21 protein-coding genes are annotated in these 20,976 nt (G+C 73.0%); 19 read left to right on the forward strand and 2 right to left on the reverse strand.

All coding sequences use genetic code 11. The annotated features are described in order from the left end of the window. Positions 1 to 6 precede the first annotated feature (6 nt). The 15 genes from bchM (at position 7) to MKK49_RS09975 (ending at position 14,326) form a co-directional block, all read left to right on the forward strand. Positions 7 to 723 (forward strand): magnesium protoporphyrin IX methyltransferase, encoded by a 717-nt coding sequence (gene bchM, locus MKK49_RS09905; protein WP_244028048.1) that lies wholly within the window; start codon positions 7 to 9, stop codon positions 721 to 723. Beyond that, positions 720 to 2,150 carry an MFS transporter gene (locus MKK49_RS09910; RefSeq protein WP_244028049.1) on the forward strand — a complete coding sequence of 477 codons (1,431 nt, stop codon included), beginning with the start codon at positions 720 to 722 and terminating at the stop codon, positions 2,148 to 2,150. The genes bchM and MKK49_RS09910 overlap by 4 nt, the downstream gene beginning before the upstream one ends. 17 nt (positions 2,151 to 2,167) lie before the next feature. After that, positions 2,168 to 2,944, forward strand: coding sequence for a photosynthetic reaction center subunit H (gene puhA, locus MKK49_RS09915; RefSeq protein ID WP_244028050.1), 777 nt, complete (start codon positions 2,168 to 2,170; stop codon positions 2,942 to 2,944). Further along, entirely contained in the window at positions 2,941 to 3,615 is a 675-nt protein-coding gene (gene puhB, locus MKK49_RS09920) for a photosynthetic complex putative assembly protein PuhB (protein WP_244028051.1), read from the forward strand. The genes puhA and puhB overlap by 4 nt, the downstream gene beginning before the upstream one ends. 11 nt (positions 3,616 to 3,626) lie before the next feature. Then, the gene (puhC, locus tag MKK49_RS09925; RefSeq protein ID WP_244028052.1) at positions 3,627 to 4,091 is read left to right on the forward strand and encodes a photosynthetic complex assembly protein PuhC; all 465 of its coding nucleotides are present in this window, start codon (positions 3,627 to 3,629) and stop codon (positions 4,089 to 4,091) included. After that, entirely contained in the window at positions 4,088 to 4,390 is a 303-nt protein-coding gene (locus tag MKK49_RS09930) for a hypothetical protein (protein ID WP_244028053.1), read from the forward strand. The genes puhC and MKK49_RS09930 overlap by 4 nt, the downstream gene beginning before the upstream one ends. A gap of 41 nt (positions 4,391 to 4,431) precedes the next feature. Further along, the gene (acsF, locus tag MKK49_RS09935) at positions 4,432 to 5,469 is read left to right on the forward strand and encodes a magnesium-protoporphyrin IX monomethyl ester (oxidative) cyclase (RefSeq protein WP_244028116.1); all 1,038 of its coding nucleotides are present in this window, start codon (positions 4,432 to 4,434) and stop codon (positions 5,467 to 5,469) included. 4 nt (positions 5,470 to 5,473) lie between these two features. Then, positions 5,474 to 6,343 (forward strand): putative photosynthetic complex assembly protein PuhE, encoded by an 870-nt coding sequence (gene puhE / locus MKK49_RS09940; RefSeq protein WP_244028055.1) that lies wholly within the window; start codon positions 5,474 to 5,476, stop codon positions 6,341 to 6,343. A gap of 51 nt (positions 6,344 to 6,394) precedes the next feature. Next, positions 6,395 to 7,612, forward strand: coding sequence for a 5-aminolevulinate synthase (gene hemA, locus MKK49_RS09945; protein WP_244028056.1), 1,218 nt, complete (start codon positions 6,395 to 6,397; stop codon positions 7,610 to 7,612). Positions 7,613 to 7,871: 259 nt separating this feature from the next. Next, the gene (gene bchI, locus MKK49_RS09950; protein WP_244028117.1) at positions 7,872 to 8,846 is read left to right on the forward strand and encodes a magnesium chelatase ATPase subunit I; all 975 of its coding nucleotides are present in this window, start codon (positions 7,872 to 7,874) and stop codon (positions 8,844 to 8,846) included. Beyond that, positions 8,843 to 10,540 carry a magnesium chelatase subunit D gene (locus tag MKK49_RS09955; RefSeq protein ID WP_244028057.1) on the forward strand — a complete coding sequence of 566 codons (1,698 nt, stop codon included), beginning with the start codon at positions 8,843 to 8,845 and terminating at the stop codon, positions 10,538 to 10,540. The genes bchI and MKK49_RS09955 overlap by 4 nt, the downstream gene beginning before the upstream one ends. Before the next feature lie 10 nt (positions 10,541 to 10,550). Beyond that, positions 10,551 to 11,447, forward strand: a complete 897-nt coding sequence (gene bchO / locus MKK49_RS09960) for an alpha/beta fold hydrolase BchO (RefSeq protein WP_244028058.1) — start codon at positions 10,551 to 10,553, stop codon at positions 11,445 to 11,447. 44 nt (positions 11,448 to 11,491) lie between these two features. Next, positions 11,492 to 13,018 (forward strand): phytoene desaturase, encoded by a 1,527-nt coding sequence (locus MKK49_RS09965; protein WP_244028059.1) that lies wholly within the window; start codon positions 11,492 to 11,494, stop codon positions 13,016 to 13,018. Beyond that, positions 12,999 to 14,144: a phytoene/squalene synthase family protein gene (locus MKK49_RS09970; protein WP_244028060.1), complete on the forward strand. Its 1,146-nt coding sequence runs from the start codon at positions 12,999 to 13,001 to the stop codon at positions 14,142 to 14,144. The genes MKK49_RS09965 and MKK49_RS09970 overlap by 20 nt, the downstream gene beginning before the upstream one ends. Next, positions 14,141 to 14,326, forward strand: a complete 186-nt coding sequence (locus tag MKK49_RS09975; RefSeq protein WP_244028062.1) for a hypothetical protein — start codon at positions 14,141 to 14,143, stop codon at positions 14,324 to 14,326. The genes MKK49_RS09970 and MKK49_RS09975 overlap by 4 nt, the downstream gene beginning before the upstream one ends. Positions 14,327 to 14,373: 47 nt before the next feature. Here MKK49_RS09975 and MKK49_RS09980 read toward each other — a convergent pair whose 3' ends face one another. Together MKK49_RS09980 and crtD are read right to left on the reverse strand one after the other, a co-directional pair. Then, positions 14,374 to 15,234: a carotenoid 1,2-hydratase gene (locus tag MKK49_RS09980; RefSeq protein WP_244028119.1), complete on the reverse strand. Its 861-nt coding sequence runs from the start codon at positions 15,232 to 15,234 to the stop codon at positions 14,374 to 14,376. Further along, positions 15,231 to 16,757, reverse strand: a complete 1,527-nt coding sequence (crtD, locus tag MKK49_RS09985) for a 1-hydroxycarotenoid 3,4-desaturase CrtD (RefSeq protein WP_244028063.1) — start codon at positions 16,755 to 16,757, stop codon at positions 15,231 to 15,233. The genes MKK49_RS09980 and crtD overlap by 4 nt, the downstream gene beginning before the upstream one ends. 112 nt (positions 16,758 to 16,869) lie before the next feature. Here crtD and MKK49_RS09990 point away from each other — a divergent pair, with 112 nt between their 5' ends. The 4 genes from MKK49_RS09990 to MKK49_RS10005 all read left to right on the forward strand — a co-directional run bounded on the left by MKK49_RS09990 (position 16,870) and on the right by MKK49_RS10005 (position 20,975). After that, positions 16,870 to 17,739 carry a polyprenyl synthetase family protein gene (locus MKK49_RS09990; RefSeq protein ID WP_244028064.1) on the forward strand — a complete coding sequence of 290 codons (870 nt, stop codon included), beginning with the start codon at positions 16,870 to 16,872 and terminating at the stop codon, positions 17,737 to 17,739. Between the two features lie 47 nt (positions 17,740 to 17,786). Next, entirely contained in the window at positions 17,787 to 18,953 is a 1,167-nt protein-coding gene (locus MKK49_RS09995) for an acetylserotonin O-methyltransferase (protein ID WP_244028121.1), read from the forward strand. 91 nt (positions 18,954 to 19,044) lie between these two features. After that, a complete protein-coding gene (gene bchC / locus MKK49_RS10000) occupies positions 19,045 to 19,977 on the forward strand; it encodes a chlorophyll synthesis pathway protein BchC (protein ID WP_244028065.1) in 933 nt (310 codons plus the stop codon). Continuing rightward, positions 19,974 to 20,975 (forward strand): chlorophyllide a reductase iron protein subunit X, encoded by a 1,002-nt coding sequence (locus MKK49_RS10005; protein ID WP_056168743.1) that lies wholly within the window; start codon positions 19,974 to 19,976, stop codon positions 20,973 to 20,975. Before bchC ends, MKK49_RS10005 begins: the two co-directional genes overlap by 4 nt. The last annotated feature ends 1 nt before the right edge of the window (position 20,976 follow it).

The following is a 20,976-nucleotide window of genomic DNA, read 5'->3' on the forward strand; positions in this document are numbered from 1 at the left end:
CGCGCCATGACCAGCTACGCGACTCGCCGCTCGCAGCTCACCACCTACTTCGACCGCACGGCGGTGGAGGCCTGGGCGCGCCTCACCTCCGACGCGCCGGTCTCGAAGATCCGCGCCACCGTGCGGGCCGGGCGTGACGCCATGCGGGACAACCTCCTGTCGTGGCTGCCCGCCGACCTCACCGGCCGGCGCGTCCTCGACGCCGGCTGCGGCACCGGGGCGCTCAGCATCGAGGCGGCGCGGCGCGGCGCCGAGGTGGTCGCCATCGACGTCTCGCCGACCCTCGTCGGCCTCGCCCGCGAGCGCCTCGCCGAACGTCCCGAAGCCGCCCGCATCGACTTTCGCGTCGGCGATATGCTCGACCCCTGGCTCGGCCGCTTCGACCACGTCGTGGCGATGGATTCCCTGATCCACTACGCCACCCCCGACATCGTCCGGGCTCTCGCCGAACTCTCCCTGCGCACCGACCGCTCCCTGGTGTTCACCGTGGCGCCGCGCACGCCCCTCCTCACCCTCATGCACTGGACCGGCCGCGCCTTCCCCCGGGCCGACCGGGCCCCGGCCATCGTGCCGGTGGCGGACGCGACCCTGCGCCGCCGCGTGGCCGCCGAACCGGTCCTGTCCGGATTTGCGCTCGCCCGCACGCACCGGGTCAACAGCGGCTTCTACCTGTCCCAGGCCTTCGAGCTGACCCGCACGGCGTCGGGGCGGGGGGCGCCATGATCCGCCTCGGCGACACCATGGCCCGGGGCCTCATGCGGCTCGGGCCCGGCATCCTGCCCTTCGCGGATGCCGCCACCGCCGAGCTGCCCCTGGGGCGCCTCCTGCGTCTCGCCCTGTTCCAGGTCACCGTCGGCATGGCCGCCGTGCTGCTCATCGGTACGCTGAACCGGGTGATGATCGTCGAGCTCGAAGTGCCGGCCTGGATCGTCGCCGTGATGCTGTCCCTGCCCCTGGTCTTCGCCCCGTTCCGGGCCCTGGTCGGCTTCCGCTCCGACACCCATCGCTCGGTCCTGGGCTGGCGCCGGGTGCCCTACATCTGGTTCGGCACCCTGCTGCAGTTCGGCGGGCTCGCCATCATGCCCTTCGCCCTCCTCATCCTGTCGGGCGACACCACCGGGCCGACCTGGCCGGGCCACGTCGCGGCGGCCCTGGCCTTCGTCCTCGTCGGCGCCGGCCTCCACACCACCCAGACCGTGGGCCTGGCGCTGGCCACCGACCTCGCGCCCGCCCATGTCCGTCCGAAGGTGGTGGCGCTGCTCTGCGTGATGCTGCTCGCCGGCATGCTGGTCAGCGCCGTGGTGTTCGGCCTCCTGCTCGCCGACTTCTCGGCGCTCCGCCTCATCAAGGTGATCCAGGGCGCGGCCGTGGTCACCATCGTGCTCAACGGCATCGCCCTGTGGAAGCAGGAGGCGCGCGATCCGTCGCGCACCGACCGGCACGCCCCGCGCCAGACCTTCTCCCAATCCTGGGCCGCTTACGCGAACAGCGGCCTCGCCCGCCGGCGCCTCGTCGCCACGGGCCTCGGCACCGCCGCCTTCTCCATGCAGGACATCCTACTCGAGCCCTATGGCGGGCAGATCCTGCACCTGCCCGTGGCGGCCACCACGGCGCTCACCGCCATGCTGGCGGCCGGCGGCGGACTCGGCCTGCTCCTGGCCGCGCGCTGGCTCGGCCGGGGCGGCGACGCCTTCCGGGTGGCGGCGGCCGGCACCGGCACCGGCATCCTCGCCTTCTCGGCGGTGATCTTCGCCGCGCCGCTCGATTCCATCCCGCTCTTCGCGCTGGGCGTCACCCTCATCGGCCTCGGCGGCGGCCTGTTCGCCCACGGCACCCTCACGGCCTCCATGGCCAAGGCCGGCCCGGAGGAGACGGGCCTCGCGCTCGGCGCCTGGGGCGCGGTGCAGGCGAGTGCGGCCGGTGTCGCCATCGCGGCGAGCGGCATCCTGCGCGACCTCGGCTCGTATCTGGCCACCTCCGGCGCCCTGGGGGAGGGGATGAACCAGCCCTCCACCGGCTATCTCATGGTCTACCACCTCGAGATCGCCCTGCTGTTCGCGACCCTCATCGCCATCGGCCCCCTGGTGCGCGACCCCGCCGGCCGGCGCCGCGCCGCGCCGATCCACACGCTGCCCAATCCATCCGTCTGAGAACCGGGAGACACGCCATGTCGAGAGGTGAAATCACGGGCTACGTCGATGTCGCGCAGGTGGTGCTCTACGCGTTCTGGATCTTCTTCGCGGGCCTGATCTTCTACCTGCGCCGCGAGGACCGCCGCGAGGGCTATCCCCTGGAGGCCGAAGGGCTGCCGGGCCGGCGCGCCACCCCCGATCCGATCCTGATCCCGACGCCGAAGTTCTTCCACCTCTCCAACGGCGAGGTGAAGACCGCGCCGCCGCACGAGGGCCCCAACACCTGGAACTACCGCGGCCACAAGCACGAGGTCTGGCCGGGCGCCCCCCTGGAGCCCGACACCGACGGGCTGCACGACCAGATCGGCCCCGGCTCGTTCGCCGACCGCGACGATTCCCACGACCGCACCTGGGACGGCGACAAGCGCATCGTGCCCCTGCGGGTGGCCGAGCACTTCGTCGTCCACGAGGACGGCCCCAACCCCATCGGCATGACCGTGTTCGGCGCGGACCGCCAGGTGGCCGGCACCGTCTCCGACCTCTGGGTCGATCGGGGTGAATCCATGGTGCGCTACTACGAGGTCGAGCTCGGCGCCGGCGGCCGGCGGGTGCTCATGCCCAACACCTTCTGCCGCACCGGCCGCTTCTCGCGGACCGTGAAGACCGAGGCCCTGCTGGCCCACCAGTTCGCCGACATCCCCGCCCACAAGGACCCGGATTCCGTGACCCTCTACGAGGAGGAGCGGATCATGGCCTTTTTCGGGGCCGGCACCCTCTACGCCACCCCCGCCCGCCAGGAGGCGTTCTTGTGACCCGAGCCCGCACGACCCACGGCGTCCCCGCCAACCGGTTCGACGCACCGCCCGGCCTGCCGGCACCCCTGCCCGCCGGCGAGCACATCCTCTGGCAGGGCCGCCCGGCCGGCCTCGCCATCGCGCTCCGCGCCCTTCACGTCCGCCTCGTCGGCCTGTGGTTTTCCGGATTGGCCCTCTGGGCGGCCGCGCCCCTCGCGGCCGAAGGGCGCCTCGTCGAGGCCGCCCTCGCCGCCGGGCCGACCCTCGCCATCGGCGCCGGCGCCATCGGCCTGCTCTGCCTCCTCGGCTGGCTCTCGGCGCGCTCGACCACCTACACCATCACCAACCGCCGCGTGGTGATGCGGGTCGGCATCGCCCTGCCGATGACCCTCAACCTGCCCTTCGGCCTCGTGGACGGGGCCGGCTGCCGGCATTTCGCCGACGGCAGCGGCGACCTCGCCCTCGCGGTGAAGCCCGGAAATCGGATCGCCTATCTCCACCTCTGGCCCCATGCCCGGCCCTGGCACGTGACGGCCCCCGAGCCGATGATGCGCTCGGTCCCCGACGCGGCGTCCGTCGCGGCGATCCTCGCCCGCGCCCTCTCGGCGGCCCGCGAGGTCGATGAAGAGGCGGCGAGCCCGGTGATCCGGCCCCGCGCGCGGGGCCCGCGTCTCGCCACCGCCAGCTGAAGGAGGGTCCCATGAGCGGACGCACGCTGAACGCCCCCTTCGGGAAGGAGACCTGGTTTCCCGTCGGCGCCGGCCTCCTCATCGTCTTTGCGCTCGGCATCGTCGGCCTCGCCCGGCACGAAGGCGTCGGCCTCACGCGGATGCCCCCGGCCCATCCCGTCCGCACCCTGCGCCTCACCGCCGAGGACCGGCCGGACGGCGCGATCCTCCTGCGCGACGCCGCGCACGGCACCCTCGTCGCCACCGTGGAGCCGGGCCAGGACAACTTCATGCGCGCCACCCTGCGGGGCTTCGGCCAGGCCCGCCTGCGCGCCGGGCTCGGCCGGGAGGCACCGTTCCGCCTCACCCATTTCGACGACGGCAGCCTGCAGCTCGACGACGAACTCACCGGTCGCGCGGTCAATCTCGGCGCCTTCGGGCCGTCCAATTTCTCCGCGTTCGCCCGCCTGATGCCAGATCTGGAGGCTGTCCGATGATCGCCTGGCTGAACGGCCGCCACACCGTCGAGGTGCCCTGCACCGTGGAGATCGAGCAGACGCCCGAGAGCCTCCACGCCCACGTCACCCTCGACGCCGATTTCGACATCGAGCCCGGCGACGAGGTCCTGGTCCACGATTCCCCCGTGAGCGTCCCCTACGGCGAACGGCTGACCGTGCGCCGCACCGCCACGGTGATCCGGGCCGGGCGCCTGGAGCGGCTCTGGACCAAGCTCGCCGGCCACCTCGAGCTCACCGAACTCTACGAAGTCAGCTTTTCCGAGAGGAGGCGCCTGTGACCGTCTCGATCCAGCATCAGACCGTGAAGCCCAAGTTGCCCATGAACGAGGGCACCAAGGCCGCGCACGAGACCACCTTCCTGTCGCCGCGCTTCTACACGACGGACTTCGAGGAACTCGACCGCACCGACGTCGAGCCCGTGCGCGGGGACTGGGACAAGCTCATCGCCGAGCTGCGCGACGACCCGAACAAGCGCCACTTCACCCGCAACGCCGATTTCGACGCCGACATGTCCGGCCTCGATCCGGAGCTGCGCAAGGAGTTCATGGACTTCCTCGTGTCGTCCATCACCGCCGAGTTTTCGGGCTGCGTGCTCTACGCCGAGATGCGGAAGCGCGCCAAGAACCCGGACATCCGCGAATTGTTCGGCTTCATGAGCCGCGACGAGGCGCGCCACGCCGGGTTCATCAACGACGTGCTGAAGGACTTCGGCATCGGCGTGGACTTGGGCTTCCTGACGAAGTCGAAGAAGTACACCTTCTTTCGCCCGAAGTTCATCTTCTACGCGACCTACCTCTCCGAGAAGATCGGCTACGCCCGCTACATCACCATCTTCCGCGAGCTGGAGCGCAACCCGGAGCGGCGCTTCCACCCGATCTTCAAGTGGTTCGAGAAGTGGTGCAACGACGAGTTCCGCCACGGCGAGGCCTTCGCCCTGCTCATGCGCGCCAACCCGAAGCTCACCACGGGCGTGAACCGCTACTGGATCAAGTTCTTCCTGCTCGCCGTGTTCGCGACCATGTATGTCCGCGACCATTGCCGGCCGGCCTTCCACAAGGCGCTCGGGGTCGATCCGACCGACTACGACTTCAAGGTCTTCCGCATCACCTCGGAGATCTCGAAGCAGACCTTCCCCCTCACCCTCGACCTCGAGAACCCGAAGTTCAAGCGGGCCCTCGACCGGCTGCTCGCCTGCTCCAACGGCATCGCCGACGCCAAGGCGCAGGGCGGACTGATGGGCCGCCTCAAGCACGGCGCCTGGATCGCGGCCTCGGCCGTGAACTTCGCCCGGCTCTACGCGCTGCCGACCCTCGACAACCCGATGCCCGCCGAAATCCGCCTCGAGCCGGTCTGGTAGGACGATGGCCGCCCACGCGATCCCGGCTCTCTACGCGGTGGTGATCTGGTGGTTCTCCACCGGGCTCATCATCCTGCTCGATCACCGCCCGCGCAGCACCCACGCGTACAGCATGGCGGGCGGCACCCTGGTGCTCGCCGGGGCCCTGTGGGCCATCGGCGCCAGTGCCGCGGATACCAGCGAGGCGGGGGCCTACACCGCCTTCACCGGCGCGCTCCTGGTCTGGGGCTGGCAGGAGATGAGCTACTACATGGGCTTCGTCTCCGGACCGCGCACGCAGGCGTGTCCGCCGGGCGCCCGGGGCTTCGCCCGCTTCCGGGCGGCGCTCGCCACCAGCCTGTGGCACGAGGCGGCCATCGTCGCCGGCGGCCTGGCGATCCTATGGCTGACCTGGGGCGGCCCCAACCGCTTCGCCCTGTGGACCTACCTCATCCTCGCCGGGATGAACCTCTCGGCCCGCCTCAACATGTTCCTCGGCGTGCGCAACCTCAACGCCGAGTTCCTCCCGGCGCATCTCGCCTACCTCGCCGGCTTCCTGCGCAACCGGGCGATGAACCCGCTTTTCCCCGTCTCCGTCGCCCTCGCCGGCCTCGGCACCGCGTGGCTGGCCGGGGCCGCCCTGGGGGAGGGGATCGACGCCCACGAGCTCGTCGGCTTCACCATCGTCACCACCCTGATGGCGCTCGCCACCCTGGAGCACGGCTTCCTCATGCTGCCGCTGCCGTCGGCCGCCCTGTGGGCCTGGAGCCTGCCGGGCAAGGACGCCGATGCCCTCGCTTCGCCCTCCCTCGGAGCGGGTGGAGCCGAGTATGGCGCGACCGCTCCGGCACCGCCCCTGCCCCCGCAAGGGGGAGGGAGGCGCGCGAAACCGTAGGCTGAACTTCACGATCGCAAAGACCATCATAAAAACGGGAAGGGGACAGGTATGAACTACGAAGACTTCTTCGCCGCCGAGCTCAACGGCCTCCACCGCGAGGGCCGCTACCGGGTGTTCACCGACCTGGAGCGCCAGAACGGCCGCTTCCCCCACGCCACCCATCACAGCCCCGGCGGCACCCGCCCCGTGACCGTATGGTGCTCGAACGACTATCTCGGCATGGGCCAGCACCCGGCGGTGCTCGGCGCCATGCACGACGCCCTCGACCGCTGCGGCGCCGGGGCCGGCGGGACCCGCAACATCTCGGGCACCAATCACTACCACGTGCTGCTGGAGCGGGAGCTGGCCGACCTCCACGCCAAGGAGGCCGCCCTCCTGTTCACTTCCGGCTACGTCTCGAACTGGGCGGCGCTCGGCACCCTCGCGGGCAAGCTGCCGAACTGCGCCGTGTTCTCGGATGCGGAGAACCACGCCTCGATGATCGAGGGCATCAAGGCGAGCCGCGCCGAGCGCCACATCTTCCGCCACAACGACCCGGAGGATCTCGACCGCAAGCTGCGGCTGGTCGACCCTTCCCGCCCGAAGCTCGTCGCCTTCGAATCCGTCTACTCCATGGACGGCGACATCGCCCCCATCGCGGAGATCTGCGATGTCGCCGAGGCCCACGGCGCGCTCACCTACCTCGACGAGGTCCACGCGGTCGGCCTATACGGGCAGCGCGGCGGCGGCATCTCCGAGCGGGACGGCCTCGCCCACCGCCTCGACGTCATCGAGGGGACGCTCGGCAAGGCGTTCGCCGTGCATGGCGGCTACATCACCGCCTCGGCCAAGCTCTGCGACTTTGTGCGCAGCTTCGCCTCGGGCTTCATCTTCACCACCTCGCTGCCGCCGGCCGTGGCGGCGGGGGCGGCGGCGAGCATCCGTCACCTCAAGGCCAGCGGCGCCGAGCGCGCCCGGCACCAGGAGCGGGTGGCCACCGTCCGCGCCCGCCTCGACGCGGCCGGCATCCCCTACCTGCCCAACGACAGCCACATCGTGCCGGTGATGGTCTGCGATCCGGTACTGTGCAAGGCGATCAGCGACACCCTGCTCGACGAGTTCGGCATCTACGTCCAGCCGATCAACTACCCCACGGTCCCGCGCGGCACCGAGCGCCTGCGCATCACCCCGTCGCCGCTGCACTCGGATGCCGACATCGATCATCTGGTGGACGCGCTCAGCACCATCTGGGGCCGCATGGGCGTCGAGCGCGCGGCGGCGGAGTAGGCCATCCTCCTCCCCTCGCGGGGAGGAGGCGCGCGATGCGTCGAGACAAGGGGAAATCAGGCCCATGATCGTCAACGGATCGACCCGAGCGATGTCCCGTGAACCGGCCTCCGTCTCGGCCCTGAACGCGAAGCCCGGCGCCATTCGGACGGAGGGACGCCCCCCGCGTCCGAAGGCGAACGGCGCCGCCCACGCGGGCACGACCCCGCGCGCGGCGGCCCCCACCTTCCCGTTCTCGGCCATCGTCGGCCAGGACGAGATGTGCCAGGCGCTGCTCATCGCAGCCGTGGACCCGTCGGTGGGTGGCGTCCTCGTCTTCGGCGATCGCGGCACGGGCAAGTCCACGGCGATCCGGGGCCTCGCCGCCCTGCTGCCGCCCATGCGGGCGGTGGCCGGCTGCCCCTATGCCTGCGATCCCGCCCGGCCGGGCGATCTCTGCCACAATTGCCGGGACCACGCCGGCGGCTTTGAGGTCCACAGCGTCCCGGTGCCGGTGGTGGACCTGCCCCTCGGCGCCACCGAGGACCGGGTGGTCGGCGCCCTCGACCTCGAACGGGCGCTGGCCCACGGCCAGAAGGCGTTCGAGCCGGGGCTGCTAGCCCGGGCCAACCGGGGCTTCCTCTACATCGACGAGGTCAACCTCCTCGACGACCACCTCGTCGACCTCCTCCTCGATGTGGCGGCCTCCGGGGTCAACACCGTCGAGCGCGAGGGCCTGAGCATCCGCCACCCCGCCCGCTTCGTGCTGGTGGGCAGCGGCAACCCGGAGGAGGGCGAGCTGCGGCCCCAGCTCCTCGACCGGTTCGGCCTCGCCGTCGAGGTGACGACGCCGACGGACCTGCCCACCCGCATCGACGTGGTGCGCCGCCGCGACGCCTACGAGCGCGACCCGGAGGCGTTCTGCGCCGCCTATGCCGAGGCCGATGCCACGATCCGCGAGACCCTGACCCGCGCCCGCGCGCATCTGCCCTCGCTCACCGTCCCCGACGCCACCCTGGAGGCGGCCGCGCGCCTGTGCCTCGCGCTCGGCACCGACGGCCTGCGCGGCGAGCTCACCCTCATGCGCACGGCCCGGGCGCTCGCCGCCCTGGAGGGCGCCGACACCGTCGGCGTCGACCACCTCGCCCGCATCGCCCCCGCGTCCCTGCGCCACCGCCTGCGTCGCAATCCACTGGACGAATCCGGCTCCACCGCGCGGGTGGCGCGAGCTGTCGCGGAAGTCTTCGCCCCGTGACCACCTGGGCCGACGCTTTGCTGGTGGCGCACCTCGCGGCGGCCGATCCGCACGGGGTCGGCGGCGTGGTCGTGCGCGCCGGGGCGGGGCCGGTGCGCGACGCCTGGCTCGCGGTCCTGCAGAACGCCTCGCCAGCGGAGCGGCCGATCCGGCGGATGCTGGGCAGCATCACCGATGCGCGCCTGCTCGGCGGCCTCGATCTGCCCGCCACCCTCGCGGCCGGGCGTCCCGTCGCCGAGACCGGGCTGCTGGCAGAGACCGATGGCGGGCTCCTCGTGGTGCCCATGGCGGAGCGCCTGTCGCCCGGGCACGCGGCCCGCCTCGCCGCCGTGCTCGACGACGGCACCGTGCGGGTGGAGCGCGACGGCGTCGGCCAGTGCCGCCCGGCCCGCCTCGGGGTGATCCTCCTCGACGAAGGCCAGGGCGAGGACGAGCGCGTGCCCGACGCCCTCTCCGACCGCCTCGCCTTCCACATCGACCTCACGGACATCCCCTGGCGCGACGCGGCCACGCAGGAGGAACCGCCCCCCCTCGCGGAAACCGGGCCGCCGGCCGAGGACGCCCCCGTCGCCCTGTGTCAGGCCGCCGACGCCCTTGGCGTGGTCTCGCTGCGCGGTCCGCTCCTGGCCGCCCGGGTCGCGCGGCTGCTGGCCCGTCTCGCGGGGCGCGAGGGGCCGGGGGAGGGCGAGACCATCCTGGCCGCGCGCCTCGTCCTCGGCCCGAGGGCGACGCGGATGCCCGCGCCGGCGCCCGAGGCCGACGCGCCGGAGCCGGAGACCGATGCGGCCCCCGAACCGGAAACCGGCGCCGGGCAGGACGAGCCGAATCCCGCCCCCCTCGACGAGCGCATGGTCGAGGCCGCGCGCAGCGCCCTGCCGCCCGGCCTCCTCGCCGGGCTCGTCGCCGCCGGCGCCCGCCCGCGCCTGCCCCGCGCCGGCAAGGCGGGCGTCGCCGCCGCCGCGCGCCACGCCGGTCGGCCCCAAAGCGCGCGCGCCGGCGACCCGCGCCACGGGCGCCTCGCCCTCATCGAGACCCTGCGCGCCGCCGCCCCCTGGCAGCGCCTGCGCCGGACGGACGGCGAGCCCCGGCGCATCCGGATCCGCCCGGAGGACCTGCGCATCGCCCGCTTCGTCCAGCGCACGCAGACCACGACGATCTTCGCCGTCGATGCCTCGGGCTCGGCCGCCCTCGAGCGCCTCGCCGAGGCCAAGGGCGCCGTCGAGCTGCTGCTCGCCGAGGCCTATATCCGCCGCGACCGCGTCGCCGTCCTGGCGTATCGCGGATTGGGCGCCGAACTCATCCTGCCGCCCACCCGGGCCCTCGCCCGCGCCCGGCGGGGCTTGAGCGCCCTGCCCGGGGGCGGAGGCACGCCGCTCGCCGCCGGCCTCGACGCGGCGGCGGACCTCGCCCGGACCGTGCACCGGGGCGGGGGCACGCCGGTGGTGGTGGTGCTGACCGACGGGCGCGCCAACGTCACCCGCTCGGGTGCGGCCGGCCGGGCCCAGGCGGGGGCGGAGGCTCTGGCCGCCGCCGCCACGCTGCGGGCGGACGGGGTGCGCGTCATCCTCATCGACACCGCCGCCCGGCCGCAGGACCCCGCCCGTCGCCTCGCCGAGGCCATGGGCGCGCGCTATCTTCCCTTGCCCTACGCCGATGCGGGGGCGATGAGCGCCGCGATCCGCGCGGCGACCTGAGGGAGCGACCATGCCCGCGCCGAGCGACCGACCCGTCTGGGAGCGCGAAGGCGCGGATTGGCCCCACCGCGAGGCCAGCCGCTTCGTCGAAGCCTCAGGCCTGACCTGGCACGTCCAGACCTTCGGCGACGTGAGCGCCCCGGCGCTCCTGCTCCTGCACGGCACCGGCGCGGCCACCCATTCCTGGCGTGGGCTGGCGCCCCTGCTGGCGCAGGATTTCTTCGTGGTGGCGCCGGATCTGCCCGGCCACGGCTTCACCGATCCGCTGCCACCCGGCCGCCTGTCCCTGCCCGGCATGGCGGCGGCGATCCGCGATCTCCTGTCCGCTCTTGGCGTGGCCCCGGAGGTGATGGTCGGCCATTCGGCCGGCGCCGCGCTCCTCGTCCGGCTCTGCCTCGATGGACTGGCCCCCCGCCACCTCGTCGCCCTCAACGGCGCCCTGACGCCGTTCCCCGGCCTCGCCTCGGTGCTGTTTCCGGGGCTCGCCCGGATGCTGTTCCTCAATTCGGTGACGCCCCGCATCTTCGCCTGGACCGCCGACCGTCCGGCGGTGGAGCGCCTCATCCGCGGCACCGGTTCGCGCCTCGACGCGCAGGGACTCGACCTCTACCGGCGCCTGTTCCGCTGCCCCGGCCACGTCGCCGGGGCGCTGGGCATGATGGCGAACTGGGATCTGGCGGCTTTGGACCGCGCCATCACCCGGCTCACCGTACCGACGACGCTGGTGGTGGGCGGCAGCGACCGGGCGATCTCCCCCGACACGGCCTTCGCCCTGCAGAAGCGCCTGCCCCATGCGAGGGTCGAATTGCTGCGCAACCTCGGTCACCTCGCCCACGAGGAGGCGCCGGACGCCGTCGCCAGGATCATCCGCCAGCTCAGTCCGGCGCCCGCCGAGGCGGAGGCGTAAAACAGCGCTTGCGTCCCGTCGCGGACGCGGATTAGTGTCATCTTATGTTGACACTTGCCGACATGCCGAACCCCGTGACGAGCCCCGATCCGCGCCCGCACGCGGTGGTGATCGGCTCCGGCTTCGGCGGTCTGGCGGCGGCGGTCCGCCTCGGCGCCCGGGGCTATCGGGTCACGGTGCTGGAGCGCCTGGAGCAGCCCGGCGGCCGCGCCCGCGTCCACCGCCAGGACGGCTTCACCTTCGACGCCGGCCCCACCATCGTCACGGCGCCGTTCCTGTTCGAGGAGCTGTGGCGCCTGTGCGGCCGGCGCATGGACGAGGATGTGACCCTCGCCCCCATGCGGCCGTTCTACCGCATCCGCTTCGACGACGGCGCCACCTTCGACTACAGCGGCGACATCGCCGCCATGCGGGCGGAGGTGGAAAAGTTCTCGCCCGGCGACGTCGCCGGCTACGAGGCCTTCATGGCCCGCTCGGAAGCGATCTGCCGGGTCGGGTTCGAGGAACTCGGCCACGTGCCGTTCTCGTCGGTCACCGACATGCTGCGGATCATGCCGAGCCTGCTGCGGCTCGGCGGCCACCGCTCGGTCTACGATCTCGTGGCGAGCTACATCCGCGACGAGCGCCTGCGGACGATCTTCTCCTTCCACCCGCTCCTCATCGGCGGCAGCCCGTTCCGGGCGAGCGCGATCTACTGCCTCATCGCCCACTTGGAGCGGCGCTGGGGCGTCCACTTCGCCATGGGCGGCACCGGCCGCCTCGTCGATGGGTTGTGCGACCTCATCCGGGGGCAGGGCGGGACGCTGCGCTGCGGCGCCGACGTCGCCCGCATCACCGTGACGGGTGGAAGAGCCATGGGGGTCACCCTGGCGAATGGCGAAGCGATCCCGGCCGACATCGTCGTGTCGAACGCCGATTCGGCCTTCACCTACGGCACCCTGCTCGGCGGCACCGCCCGGCGCTGGAGCGCGAAGCGCCTCGCGCGCGCGCATTCCTCCATGGGCCTGTTCGTCTGGTACTTCGGTACGAACCGGAAGTTTTCGAACATCGCCCACCACACCATCCTGATGGGTCCGCGCTATCGCGGGCTCATCGACGACATCTTTTCGAAGAAGCAATTGGCGAAGGATTTCAGCCTCTATCTGCACCGGCCCACCGCCACCGATCCGCTGCTGGCCCCGCCCGGATGCGACGCCTTCTACGTGCTGTCGCCGGTGCCGAACCTCGACGGCGGCCAGGATTGGACGGCGCTGGCCGAGCCGTACCGGCAGGCCATCGCCCGGCATCTCGAGGCGACCGTGATGCCGGGGCTCTCGGAATCCCTCGTCACATCGAAAGTGACGACGCCCAACGACTTCGCCGCCGATTTCCTGAGCTTTCGCGGTTCCGGCTTCGGCCTCGAACCGGTGCTGACCCAATCGGCGTGGTTCCGGCCGCACAACGCCTCGGAGGGGGTGCGCAACCTCTTCCTCGTCGGGGCCGGCACCCATCCGGGCGCCGGGCTGCCCGGCGTCCTGTCCTCTGCCCGAGTCCTCGATTCCGTGGTGCCGGATGCGCGCGTCTTCACTTAAGGCCGTCGGGTCGTCCTTCTGGGCCGTACCGGAACCCGACCGACCGCCCCTGTGGGCGACGGCCCACGCCGACGCGGCCGACCGGGCTGCGTGCCGGGACGCGATCCGGGCGGGCTCGCGCAGCTTCTTTGCCGCCTCGGCCCTGCTGCCGGCCCAGGTTCGGCGCCCGGCCTACGGGCTCTACGCCTTCTGCCGCCTGTTCGACGACGCCGTGGACGATGTGGCGCCCTGCGCCCGGGCGGCGGCCGTGGCGCGCCTGTCCGCGCGCCTGTCGCGCGCCTATGACGGGCGCCCCGCCGACGCCCCGGCCGACCGGGCGCTGGCCGACCTCGTCGTCGCCCACGCGATCCCGCAGGCCCTGCCGATGGCGCTCATCGAGGGGCTGGCCTGGGACGGGGAGGGTCGGCGCTACGCGACGCTCTCCGATCTCACCGCCTACGCGGCCCGGGTCGCCGCCAGCGTCGGGGTGATGATGACCCTGATCATGGGGTCACGCGATCCGGCCACCCTGGCCCGGGCCTGCGACCTCGGAATCGCCATGCAGTTCACCAACATCGCCCGCGATGTCGGCGAGGATGCCCGCGCCGGCCGGCTCTACCTGCCCCTCGACTGGCTCGTCGAGGCCGGCATCGACCCGGACGCCTTCCTGGCCGACCCACGCCCGAGTCCGGCCTTGGCGGGCGTCGTCGCCCGGCTGCTGGCGGCGGCGGACCTCCTCTACGCCCGCTCGGAGGCCGGCCTGCCGGGCCTGCCGCGCACCTGCCGCCCGGCGATCCGCGCCGCCCGGCTCATCTACGCCGAGATCGGCCGCGAACTGGAGCGCCAGGACCTCGATCCGGTCAGCGCCCGCGCCCGGGTCGATGGGCGGCGGAAGGCGGCGCTTCTGGCCCGCGCCACCCTCGCGCCGTCCTTCGCCGACCGGACCCTCCGCGACGTGCCGCCGCTGCCCGAGGTCGCGTTCCTCGTCGCGGCCGTGGCGGCGCAGCCGGTCCCGGCCGGCCCGGCCTGGTGGGACGTGCCCGGCCAGATCGCCCGCGTCCTCGACCTCGTCGAGACCCTGCGCGAGCGCGAGACCTTTGGCAGCCCCGGCTTCGCGCCCGAGGCTGCCCCGCACGCGGTCCCGTGAGCGACCCGTTCTTCGCCGCCCTCGACATCGGGCTCGTCTTCGCCCTGGCGCTCGGCCTCGCCCTCTGGCAGCTCGTGGCGCTCAAGCGCGGCCTCCGCCGCGACCGCGAGGCGGCGGCCAGGAGCAGCGCCGATGAGGACGGCTCCCGCCCGCATCGAATCCCCCCTGTCCCGGACGCCTGAAGCGGGGCGGACGGTGATCCGCGACCCACCGCGAAAAAATGGGCTCCTCACCCGAGCGGTCGCGGCATCCGGAACGGCAGCATCCAGCGCACCAGAGGGTTCCTGAATCGGTCCAGCGACAGGCTCTCGTGGACCGGGCGCACGGCCTGCCCGCACAGCCGCGTCTCCAGCAGGGAGCGGGCATAGAACGGCGTGTCCTCGAAGGTGCGCGCCACCCGGGCCGCGCCATCGTCGCTGCGGGTGGAGCGGGGAATGCGCCACAGGCGGGTCGGCGGCAGGGCGGCGGGGCGGGGCGGGTCGATGTCGCGGGGCGCACCCGTGCCGTCGAAGCGCAGGGACAGGGCCTGGCTCGTGCCGTCGCGCCGCCGCACGTCGTAGAGGATCGCGGCGCCTCGGGTCAGATCGGCCCGGCACCAGGTCCAGCTGGTGAAGGCGTCCTCCAGGGGCGTGTCGCCGTGGTTGGTGTCGAAATAGGCCGTGCCGGTCCAGGCGAGCGCCGGCTCGGTGAGCGCGACCTCCACGGGTGAGGACGGCGCCATCGGCCACCAGCGGTGCTGGCCCCGCCCGTCGAGGGTGAACGGGCCGGGAGTGAGGCCGGTGGGGCGCACCCGCACGGTGCCGCGCACCCGCGAGGGGATCGGCGCCGTCACCTCGTCGAGGTTGATGGTGAGGGTGGTGCCGTCCCAGGCGAGATCGCTCGGGCCGATGGCGAGGTGCGTCGCGTCCCGCGACACGGCGCGGCGCCCCCGCTCGGTCATGCAGAACCGGTTCGACCGCTCCCCGTAGAGCACGACGTTGACCGCGCAGTGCCGGAACGGATCGCGGCTCGGGTCCCAAGCGTAGTAGGGCGAGAACACGGAACCGATGAAAGCGATGATGGTCAGCCCCTGGCGGCCATCGGCGCTCAGGGCATCGACGTACCACCAGACGTAGCCACCCCGGCCGACCGGCGTGTCGAAGCGCGGGCGGTGGCCCGGTCCGCCAGCAGGCTGTCCGCCGCCAAGCGCCCCGACTGGGCCGCCATCGGCACCCCCGGCCCCGGATGGACGCTGCCCCCCGCCAGATACAGGCCCGGAATCGCTGTCCGCGCGCCCGGCCGCCGGAACGACGCCATCCACCCGTGCGACGCCCGGCCGTAGAGGGCGCCCCCCGTCCCCGGAAACAGCGTCCCGAACCCCGCCGGCCCCGTCGTCACCGTCGCGGGCGTGTCCGTCAGCCTCAGCCCGCAGGCCCCCAGGCGGCGATGCAGGGCGCGCGTGCATGTGGCGATCTCCGAAGGGGTGAAGGTGGCGCCCGCCGGCGCGTTGACGAGAACGAGCAGGCGCTCGGGCCCGGGCTCGTCGGGGGCGGCATCGCCCCGGTCCTGGGCGCAGACGTAGACCGTGGGGTCGGCGGGCAGCCGCCCCCGGGCGATTCCGTCGAACTCGGCGGCGTAGTCGCCCGAGAAGAACACCGTGTGGCGCAGGAGCGGGAAGCCCTCGGCGCGGGCGTTCATGCACAGGGTCACGGCCGAGAGGGAGCGCTCGGAAGGCGGAACCCGCTCGGCCGCCCGGGCCGCCGGCGCGCCGAGGAGCCCCTCGGCCAGGGCCGCCGCGTCGGCGTTGCAGACGACGGCCTCCGCGGGGATGCGCTCGCCGGTGTCGAGCTCCACGCCGGTGACGCCGGCGCGGTCGGTGACGATGCGCGCCACGTGGGCCCCGGTGCGTAGAAGCGCACCGCGCTCGGCGGCGAGATCCGCCACCGCGCGGGCCAGCGCACTCAGGCCGCCCGCCACGTGCCAGACCCCTTGCGATTCGACATGGGCGACGAGCATCAGCGTGGCGGGCGCCCGGTACGGCGAGGCGCCGCAATAGGTCGCGTAGCGCCCGAACAGCTGGCGCAGGCGCGGATCGGCGAAGTATTCGCCGAGCGCCGACCACAGGGTGGTGAAGGGCTGGATGCGCCAGAGGTCGCCCAGCCCCGACAGGCCGGCCCGGCGGGTGAGGGCGAGCGGACTCGGGCGCTGCCCCCGGATGAACGGCCCCTCCAGGGTCCGGTAGACCGCCGCGGCCCGGGCGCGGAAGCGGTCGTAGCCCTCGGCCTCGCGCGCGCCGGCAAACGCCCCGATGGCGTCGCGGGAGGCGCGCGGGTCGGCGAACAGGTCGACGTGGCCGTCCGGCCCCCAGGCATGCCGGGCCAGGATCGCCGCCGGGCTGAGCGCGACGCGGTCGTCGAGACGCGCGCCGCATTCCGAAAAGATCTCGTCGAGGACCCAGCGCATGGTGAACACCGTCGGGCCGGCCTCCACGGCCCGCCCGTCAACGGGGACGCTCCGCATCTTGCCGCCCGGATGCGCCGCGCGTTCGAGCACGGTCACGTCGAGGCCCGCACGGGCGAGCCGCAGGGCCGCCACCAGCCCGCCGATCCCAGCCCCGATCACCACGACCCGCACGCGCCGACCCCTCCGTCACCCAAACCGCACCTTGACGAGTGTCAATATTATCTGACAGTTTGAAATGGCAAGTCGAAAAGACAGCCGCCGCACAAATCGGGAGAGACGTCAGATGGATGCCAACCGTCGCATCGAACGCGCCCTCGACGCCGCCGTCGCCCACGCGGAGGCCCCCGGCGCCCCGCCGCGCCTCGCCGAGGCGATCCGCTACGCGGTGTTTCCCGGTGGCCATCGCATCCGGCCGCGCCTGTGCCTGTCCGTGGCGCAGGCCTGCGGCGACGACGACCCGGCGGCGTCCGACGCGGCGGCAGCCGCCATCGAGCTCCTGCACTGCGCCTCCCTCGTCCACGACGACCTGCCGTGCTTCGACGACGCGCCCCTGCGCCGGGGCCAGCCTTCGGTCCACGCCGCCTTCGGCGAGCCCCTGGCCGTCCTGACCGGGGACGCCCTCATCGTCTCGGCCTTCGAGACCCTGGCGCGGGGCGCGGCGCGTTCGCCGGGGCGCCTCGCCGCCCTCGTCGGCCTCGTCGCCCGGGCCGTCGGTTCGCCCAACGGCATCGTCGCGGGCCAGGCCTGGGAATCCGAGCCCACCGTGGCGCTCACCGAATATCAGCAGGCCAAGACCGGCGCCCTGTTCGCCGCCGCCACCGTGACGGGCGCGGCGGCGGCCGGCGCGCCGGCCCTGCCGTGGCGCCTCCTCGGAGAATGCCTCGGCGAGGCCTATCAGGTGGCCGACGACCTGCGCGACGTCGCCTGCCGCCAGGAGGAGGTCGGCAAGCCGGTCGGCCGCGACGCCACCCTCGGCCGGCCCAACGCCGCCGCCCTGCTCGGCATGGGCGGGGCCCTCGCCCGCCTCAAACGCCTCGCCCGCGAGGCCGTGGAGGTGATCCCGGCCTGCCCCGGCGCCGACGCGCTCCGGGCCGAGATCGAGGCGCAGACGCGGCTGTTCCTGCCGGCCCACCTCGTGCGGGAACTGGCCTGACGGCGGACGGCGCGTCCGCCATGGCCGTTCCTCCCGCGACCGCCCTGATGGCGGGTTCGGACACGCCGCGCGGCGACGGCGCACATCGAAAGGACTCGTGGCGCGCGCGCTGGCGCGCCTTCCGCACCCGCACCATCGCCAGACCCGGCTTCCAGCGCTGGGCCGCCGGCTTTCCCCTCACGCGACGCATCGCCCGGGCGAACACGAAAGCCCTGTTCGATCTCTGCGCCGGCTTCGTCTACTCGCAGACCCTGTTCGCCTGCGTGCGCCTCGACCTGTTCCGCCTCCTCGCCGACGGCCCCCTGGCGCCCGACGCCCTGGCCGCGCGCGTCGGGCTCGCGCCGGACCGGGCCGAACGCCTCCTCAAGGCCGCGACCGCCCTCGACCTCCTCGCCCGCCTGCCCGACGGCCGCTTCGCCCTGGCCGACCTCGGCGCGGCGCTCATCGGCAACCCGTCCGTCGCGGCGATGATCGAGCATCACGCGCTTCTCTACGCGGATCTCGCCGACCCCGTCGCCCTCCTGCGGGGGGAGGCCGGTCCCACCAACCTGTCCGGCTACTGGGCCTACGCGGAGGCCGCGCGCGGCGACCCCGCGAGCGCGGCGCCGGTGGCGGCCTACGGCGAACTCATGGGCGCGTCCCAGGCCCTGATCGCGGGGGACATCCTCGACGCCTATCCGCTGCGGGACCATCACCGCATCCTCGATGTCGGCGGCGGGGAGGGCGCTTTCCTGAAAGCGGCCGCCCGCCACGCCCCCGGCCTCGACCTGATGCTGTTCGATCTGCCCGCCGTGGCGGCGCGGGCGGCCACGCGGTTCGCCGAAGCCGACCTGAGCGCGCGTGCAAGAACCTTCGGCGGCGCGTTCCCGGACGATCCCCTGCCAGGCGGGGCGGATGTCGTCACCCTCGTGCGCGTGGTCCACGACCACGACGACGCCAAGGTCCGCGCCCTCCTGCGCGCGGCCCACGCCGCCTTGCCCGCGGGCGGGACCCTCCTCATCGCCGAACCCATGGCCGGCACGCCCGGGGCCGAGGCGATGGCCGACGCCTATTTCGGCTTCTACCTCCTCGCCATGGGCACCGGCCGCTGCCGCACCGCCGCCGAGCTGACGGACCTGCTCACCGAGGCCGGCTTTGGCGCCATCCGCGAGATCCCGACCCGCCGCCCGCTCCTGACCCGCCTCCTCGTGTCCACTCGATTAGACAACCGCTGATGTAAGTAATGCTTGACGAATAAAAGTGTCTATCTAGGATGACATATGCGGACCGCGCTTCGACGGTCCCGGGACGGGGAGGGCCAGAACCATGCAAGCGCGTGCCATCGTCCTCCACGAGCCGGAACGGATCGCCCTCGACACCCTCGCCCTCGACGCCCCCGGTCCGGCCGATGCCGTGGTCGCCGTGCGATGGAGCGGCATCAGCACCGGCACCGAGCGGCTGCTCTGGTCCGGCCGGATGCCCGCCTTCCCCGGCATGGGCTATCCCCTCGTGCCCGGTTACGAATCCGTCGGCACGGTCATCGAGGCCGGCGCGGAATCCGGCGTCGCGGTCGGTCAGACCGTGTTCGTGCCCGGTGCGCGCTGCTTCGGGCCCGTGCGCGGCCTGTTCGGGGGTGCGGCCTCGCATCTCGTCAGCGCCGGCGCCCGCCTCGTGCCCCTCGACCCGTCCTTGAGCGAGCGCGGCATCCTCTTCGCCCTGGCGGCGACGGCGCAGCACGCCCTCGGCGCCGCCTCGTCCGGCCCCTCCCTCATCGTCGGGCACGGCGTCCTCGGGCGCCTGCTGGCCCGCCTCACCGTGGCGGCGGGCGGCACGCCGGTGGTGTGGGAGACCAATCCCATCCGGGCCGAGGGGGGCGACGGGTACGCCGTGCTCCACCCCGACACCGACACCCGCCGCGACTACGCCACGGTCACGGATGCCAGCGGCGATGCCGGCCTCCTCGACACCCTGATCGGGCGCTTAGGGGCCGGCGGCGAGATCGTGCTCGCCGGGTTCTACGAGGCGCCGCTCGCCTTCACCTTCCCGCCCGCCTTCCTGCGCGAGGCCCGCATCCGGGTCGCGGCGCAGTGGAAGCCCGAGGACCTCGCCACCGTCGCGGCGCACGTCGCATCGGGGCGTCTGTCGCTCGACGGTCTCGTCACCCATCGCCAGCCGGCCGCCAACGCGGCGCAAGCCTACCGCACGGCCTTCGGCGAGCCCGCCTGCCTGAAGATGATCCTGGATTGGAGTGCCGCATGAACATGCAGCTGAACGGCGCCGCCCTGAAGGCATCCGAGGCGCTCCGCGCCGAGGCCGGCATCGAGCCGGACCCCGTGCCGGTCAAGGCCACCAAGGAGACGCAGATCATCGCGATCTACGGCAAGGGCGGCATCGGCAAGTCGTTCACGCTCGCCAACCTCAGCTACATGATGGCCCAGCAGGGCAAGAAGGTCCTGCTCATCGGCTGCGACCCGAAGAGCGACACCACCTCGCTCCTGTTCGGCGGCCGTGCCTGCCCGACCATCATCGAGACCTCGACGAAGAAGAAGCTCGCGGGCGAACAGGTCGCCATCGGCGACGTCTGCTTCAAGCGCGACGGCGTCTACGCCATGGAGCTCGGCGGCCCCGAGGTCGGGCGCGGCTGCGGCGGACGCGGCATCATCCACGGCTTCGAATTGCTGGAGAAGCTCGGCTTCCACGAATGGGGCTTCGACTACGTGCTGCTCGACTTCCTCGGCGACGTGGTCTGCGGCGGCTTCGGCCTGCCCATCGCCCGCGACATGTGCCAGAAGGTCATCGTCGTCGGCTCCAACGACCTCCAGTCGCTCTACGTCGCCAACAACGTCTGCTCGGCGGTGGAATACTTCCGCAAGCTCGGCGGCAACGTCGGCGTCGGCGGCCTCGTCATCAACAAGGACGACGGCACCGGCGAGGCCCAGGCTTTCGCCGCCGCCGTCGGCATCCCGGTCCTGGCCTCGATCCCGGCCGACGACGACATCCGCAAGAAGAGCGCGAACTACGAGATCATCGGCCGGCCCGAGAGCCCGTGGGGCTCGCTGTTCGCCGACCTCGCGCAGAACGTCCACGACGCCGCCCCGAACCACCCGACGCCGCTCTCCCAGGACGGGCTGCTCGGCCTGTTCAAGGGCGAGGCCGTGGGCCGCGGCGTCACCCTGGTGCCGGCCACCTTCGAGGACATGTGCGGCACGGCCCACGTCGTGAAGCCGTCCCTCGAAGTCGTCTACGACGAGGTCTGAC

The sequence above is a fragment of the Methylobacterium sp. J-090 genome (genome assembly GCF_022829345.1).
In the GTDB taxonomy this organism is placed as follows: Bacteria; Pseudomonadota; Alphaproteobacteria; order Rhizobiales; family Beijerinckiaceae; genus Methylobacterium.

Excerpts from the sequence above, each read along its gene's own strand:
- MKK49_RS10005 (WP_056168743.1), top strand. The coding sequence starts at position 19,974 with ATGAACATGCAGCTGAACGGCGCCGCCCTGAAGGCATCCGAGGCGCTC.
- MKK49_RS09970 (WP_244028060.1), top strand. The coding sequence starts at position 12,999 with ATGCGCGCGTCTTCACTTAAGGCCGTCGGGTCGTCCTTCTGGGCCGTA.
- bchC (WP_244028065.1), top strand. The coding sequence starts at position 19,045 with ATGCAAGCGCGTGCCATCGTCCTCCACGAGCCGGAACGGATCGCCCTC.
- puhC (WP_244028052.1), top strand. The coding sequence starts at position 3,627 with ATGAGCGGACGCACGCTGAACGCCCCCTTCGGGAAGGAGACCTGGTTT.
- puhE (WP_244028055.1), top strand. The coding sequence starts at position 5,474 with ATGGCCGCCCACGCGATCCCGGCTCTCTACGCGGTGGTGATCTGGTGG.
- MKK49_RS09910 (WP_244028049.1), top strand. The coding sequence starts at position 720 with ATGATCCGCCTCGGCGACACCATGGCCCGGGGCCTCATGCGGCTCGGG.
- MKK49_RS09930 (WP_244028053.1), top strand. The coding sequence starts at position 4,088 with ATGATCGCCTGGCTGAACGGCCGCCACACCGTCGAGGTGCCCTGCACC.
- bchM (WP_244028048.1), top strand. The coding sequence starts at position 7 with ATGACCAGCTACGCGACTCGCCGCTCGCAGCTCACCACCTACTTCGAC.
- MKK49_RS09995 (WP_244028121.1), top strand. The coding sequence starts at position 17,787 with ATGGCGGGTTCGGACACGCCGCGCGGCGACGGCGCACATCGAAAGGAC.
- hemA (WP_244028056.1), top strand. The coding sequence starts at position 6,395 with ATGAACTACGAAGACTTCTTCGCCGCCGAGCTCAACGGCCTCCACCGC.
- bchI (WP_244028117.1), top strand. The coding sequence starts at position 7,872 with ATGTGCCAGGCGCTGCTCATCGCAGCCGTGGACCCGTCGGTGGGTGGC.
- MKK49_RS09965 (WP_244028059.1), top strand. The coding sequence starts at position 11,492 with ATGTTGACACTTGCCGACATGCCGAACCCCGTGACGAGCCCCGATCCG.
- acsF (WP_244028116.1), top strand. The coding sequence starts at position 4,432 with ATGAACGAGGGCACCAAGGCCGCGCACGAGACCACCTTCCTGTCGCCG.
- MKK49_RS09990 (WP_244028064.1), top strand. The coding sequence starts at position 16,870 with ATGGATGCCAACCGTCGCATCGAACGCGCCCTCGACGCCGCCGTCGCC.
- bchO (WP_244028058.1), top strand. The coding sequence starts at position 10,551 with ATGCCCGCGCCGAGCGACCGACCCGTCTGGGAGCGCGAAGGCGCGGAT.
- puhA (WP_244028050.1), top strand. The coding sequence starts at position 2,168 with ATGTCGAGAGGTGAAATCACGGGCTACGTCGATGTCGCGCAGGTGGTG.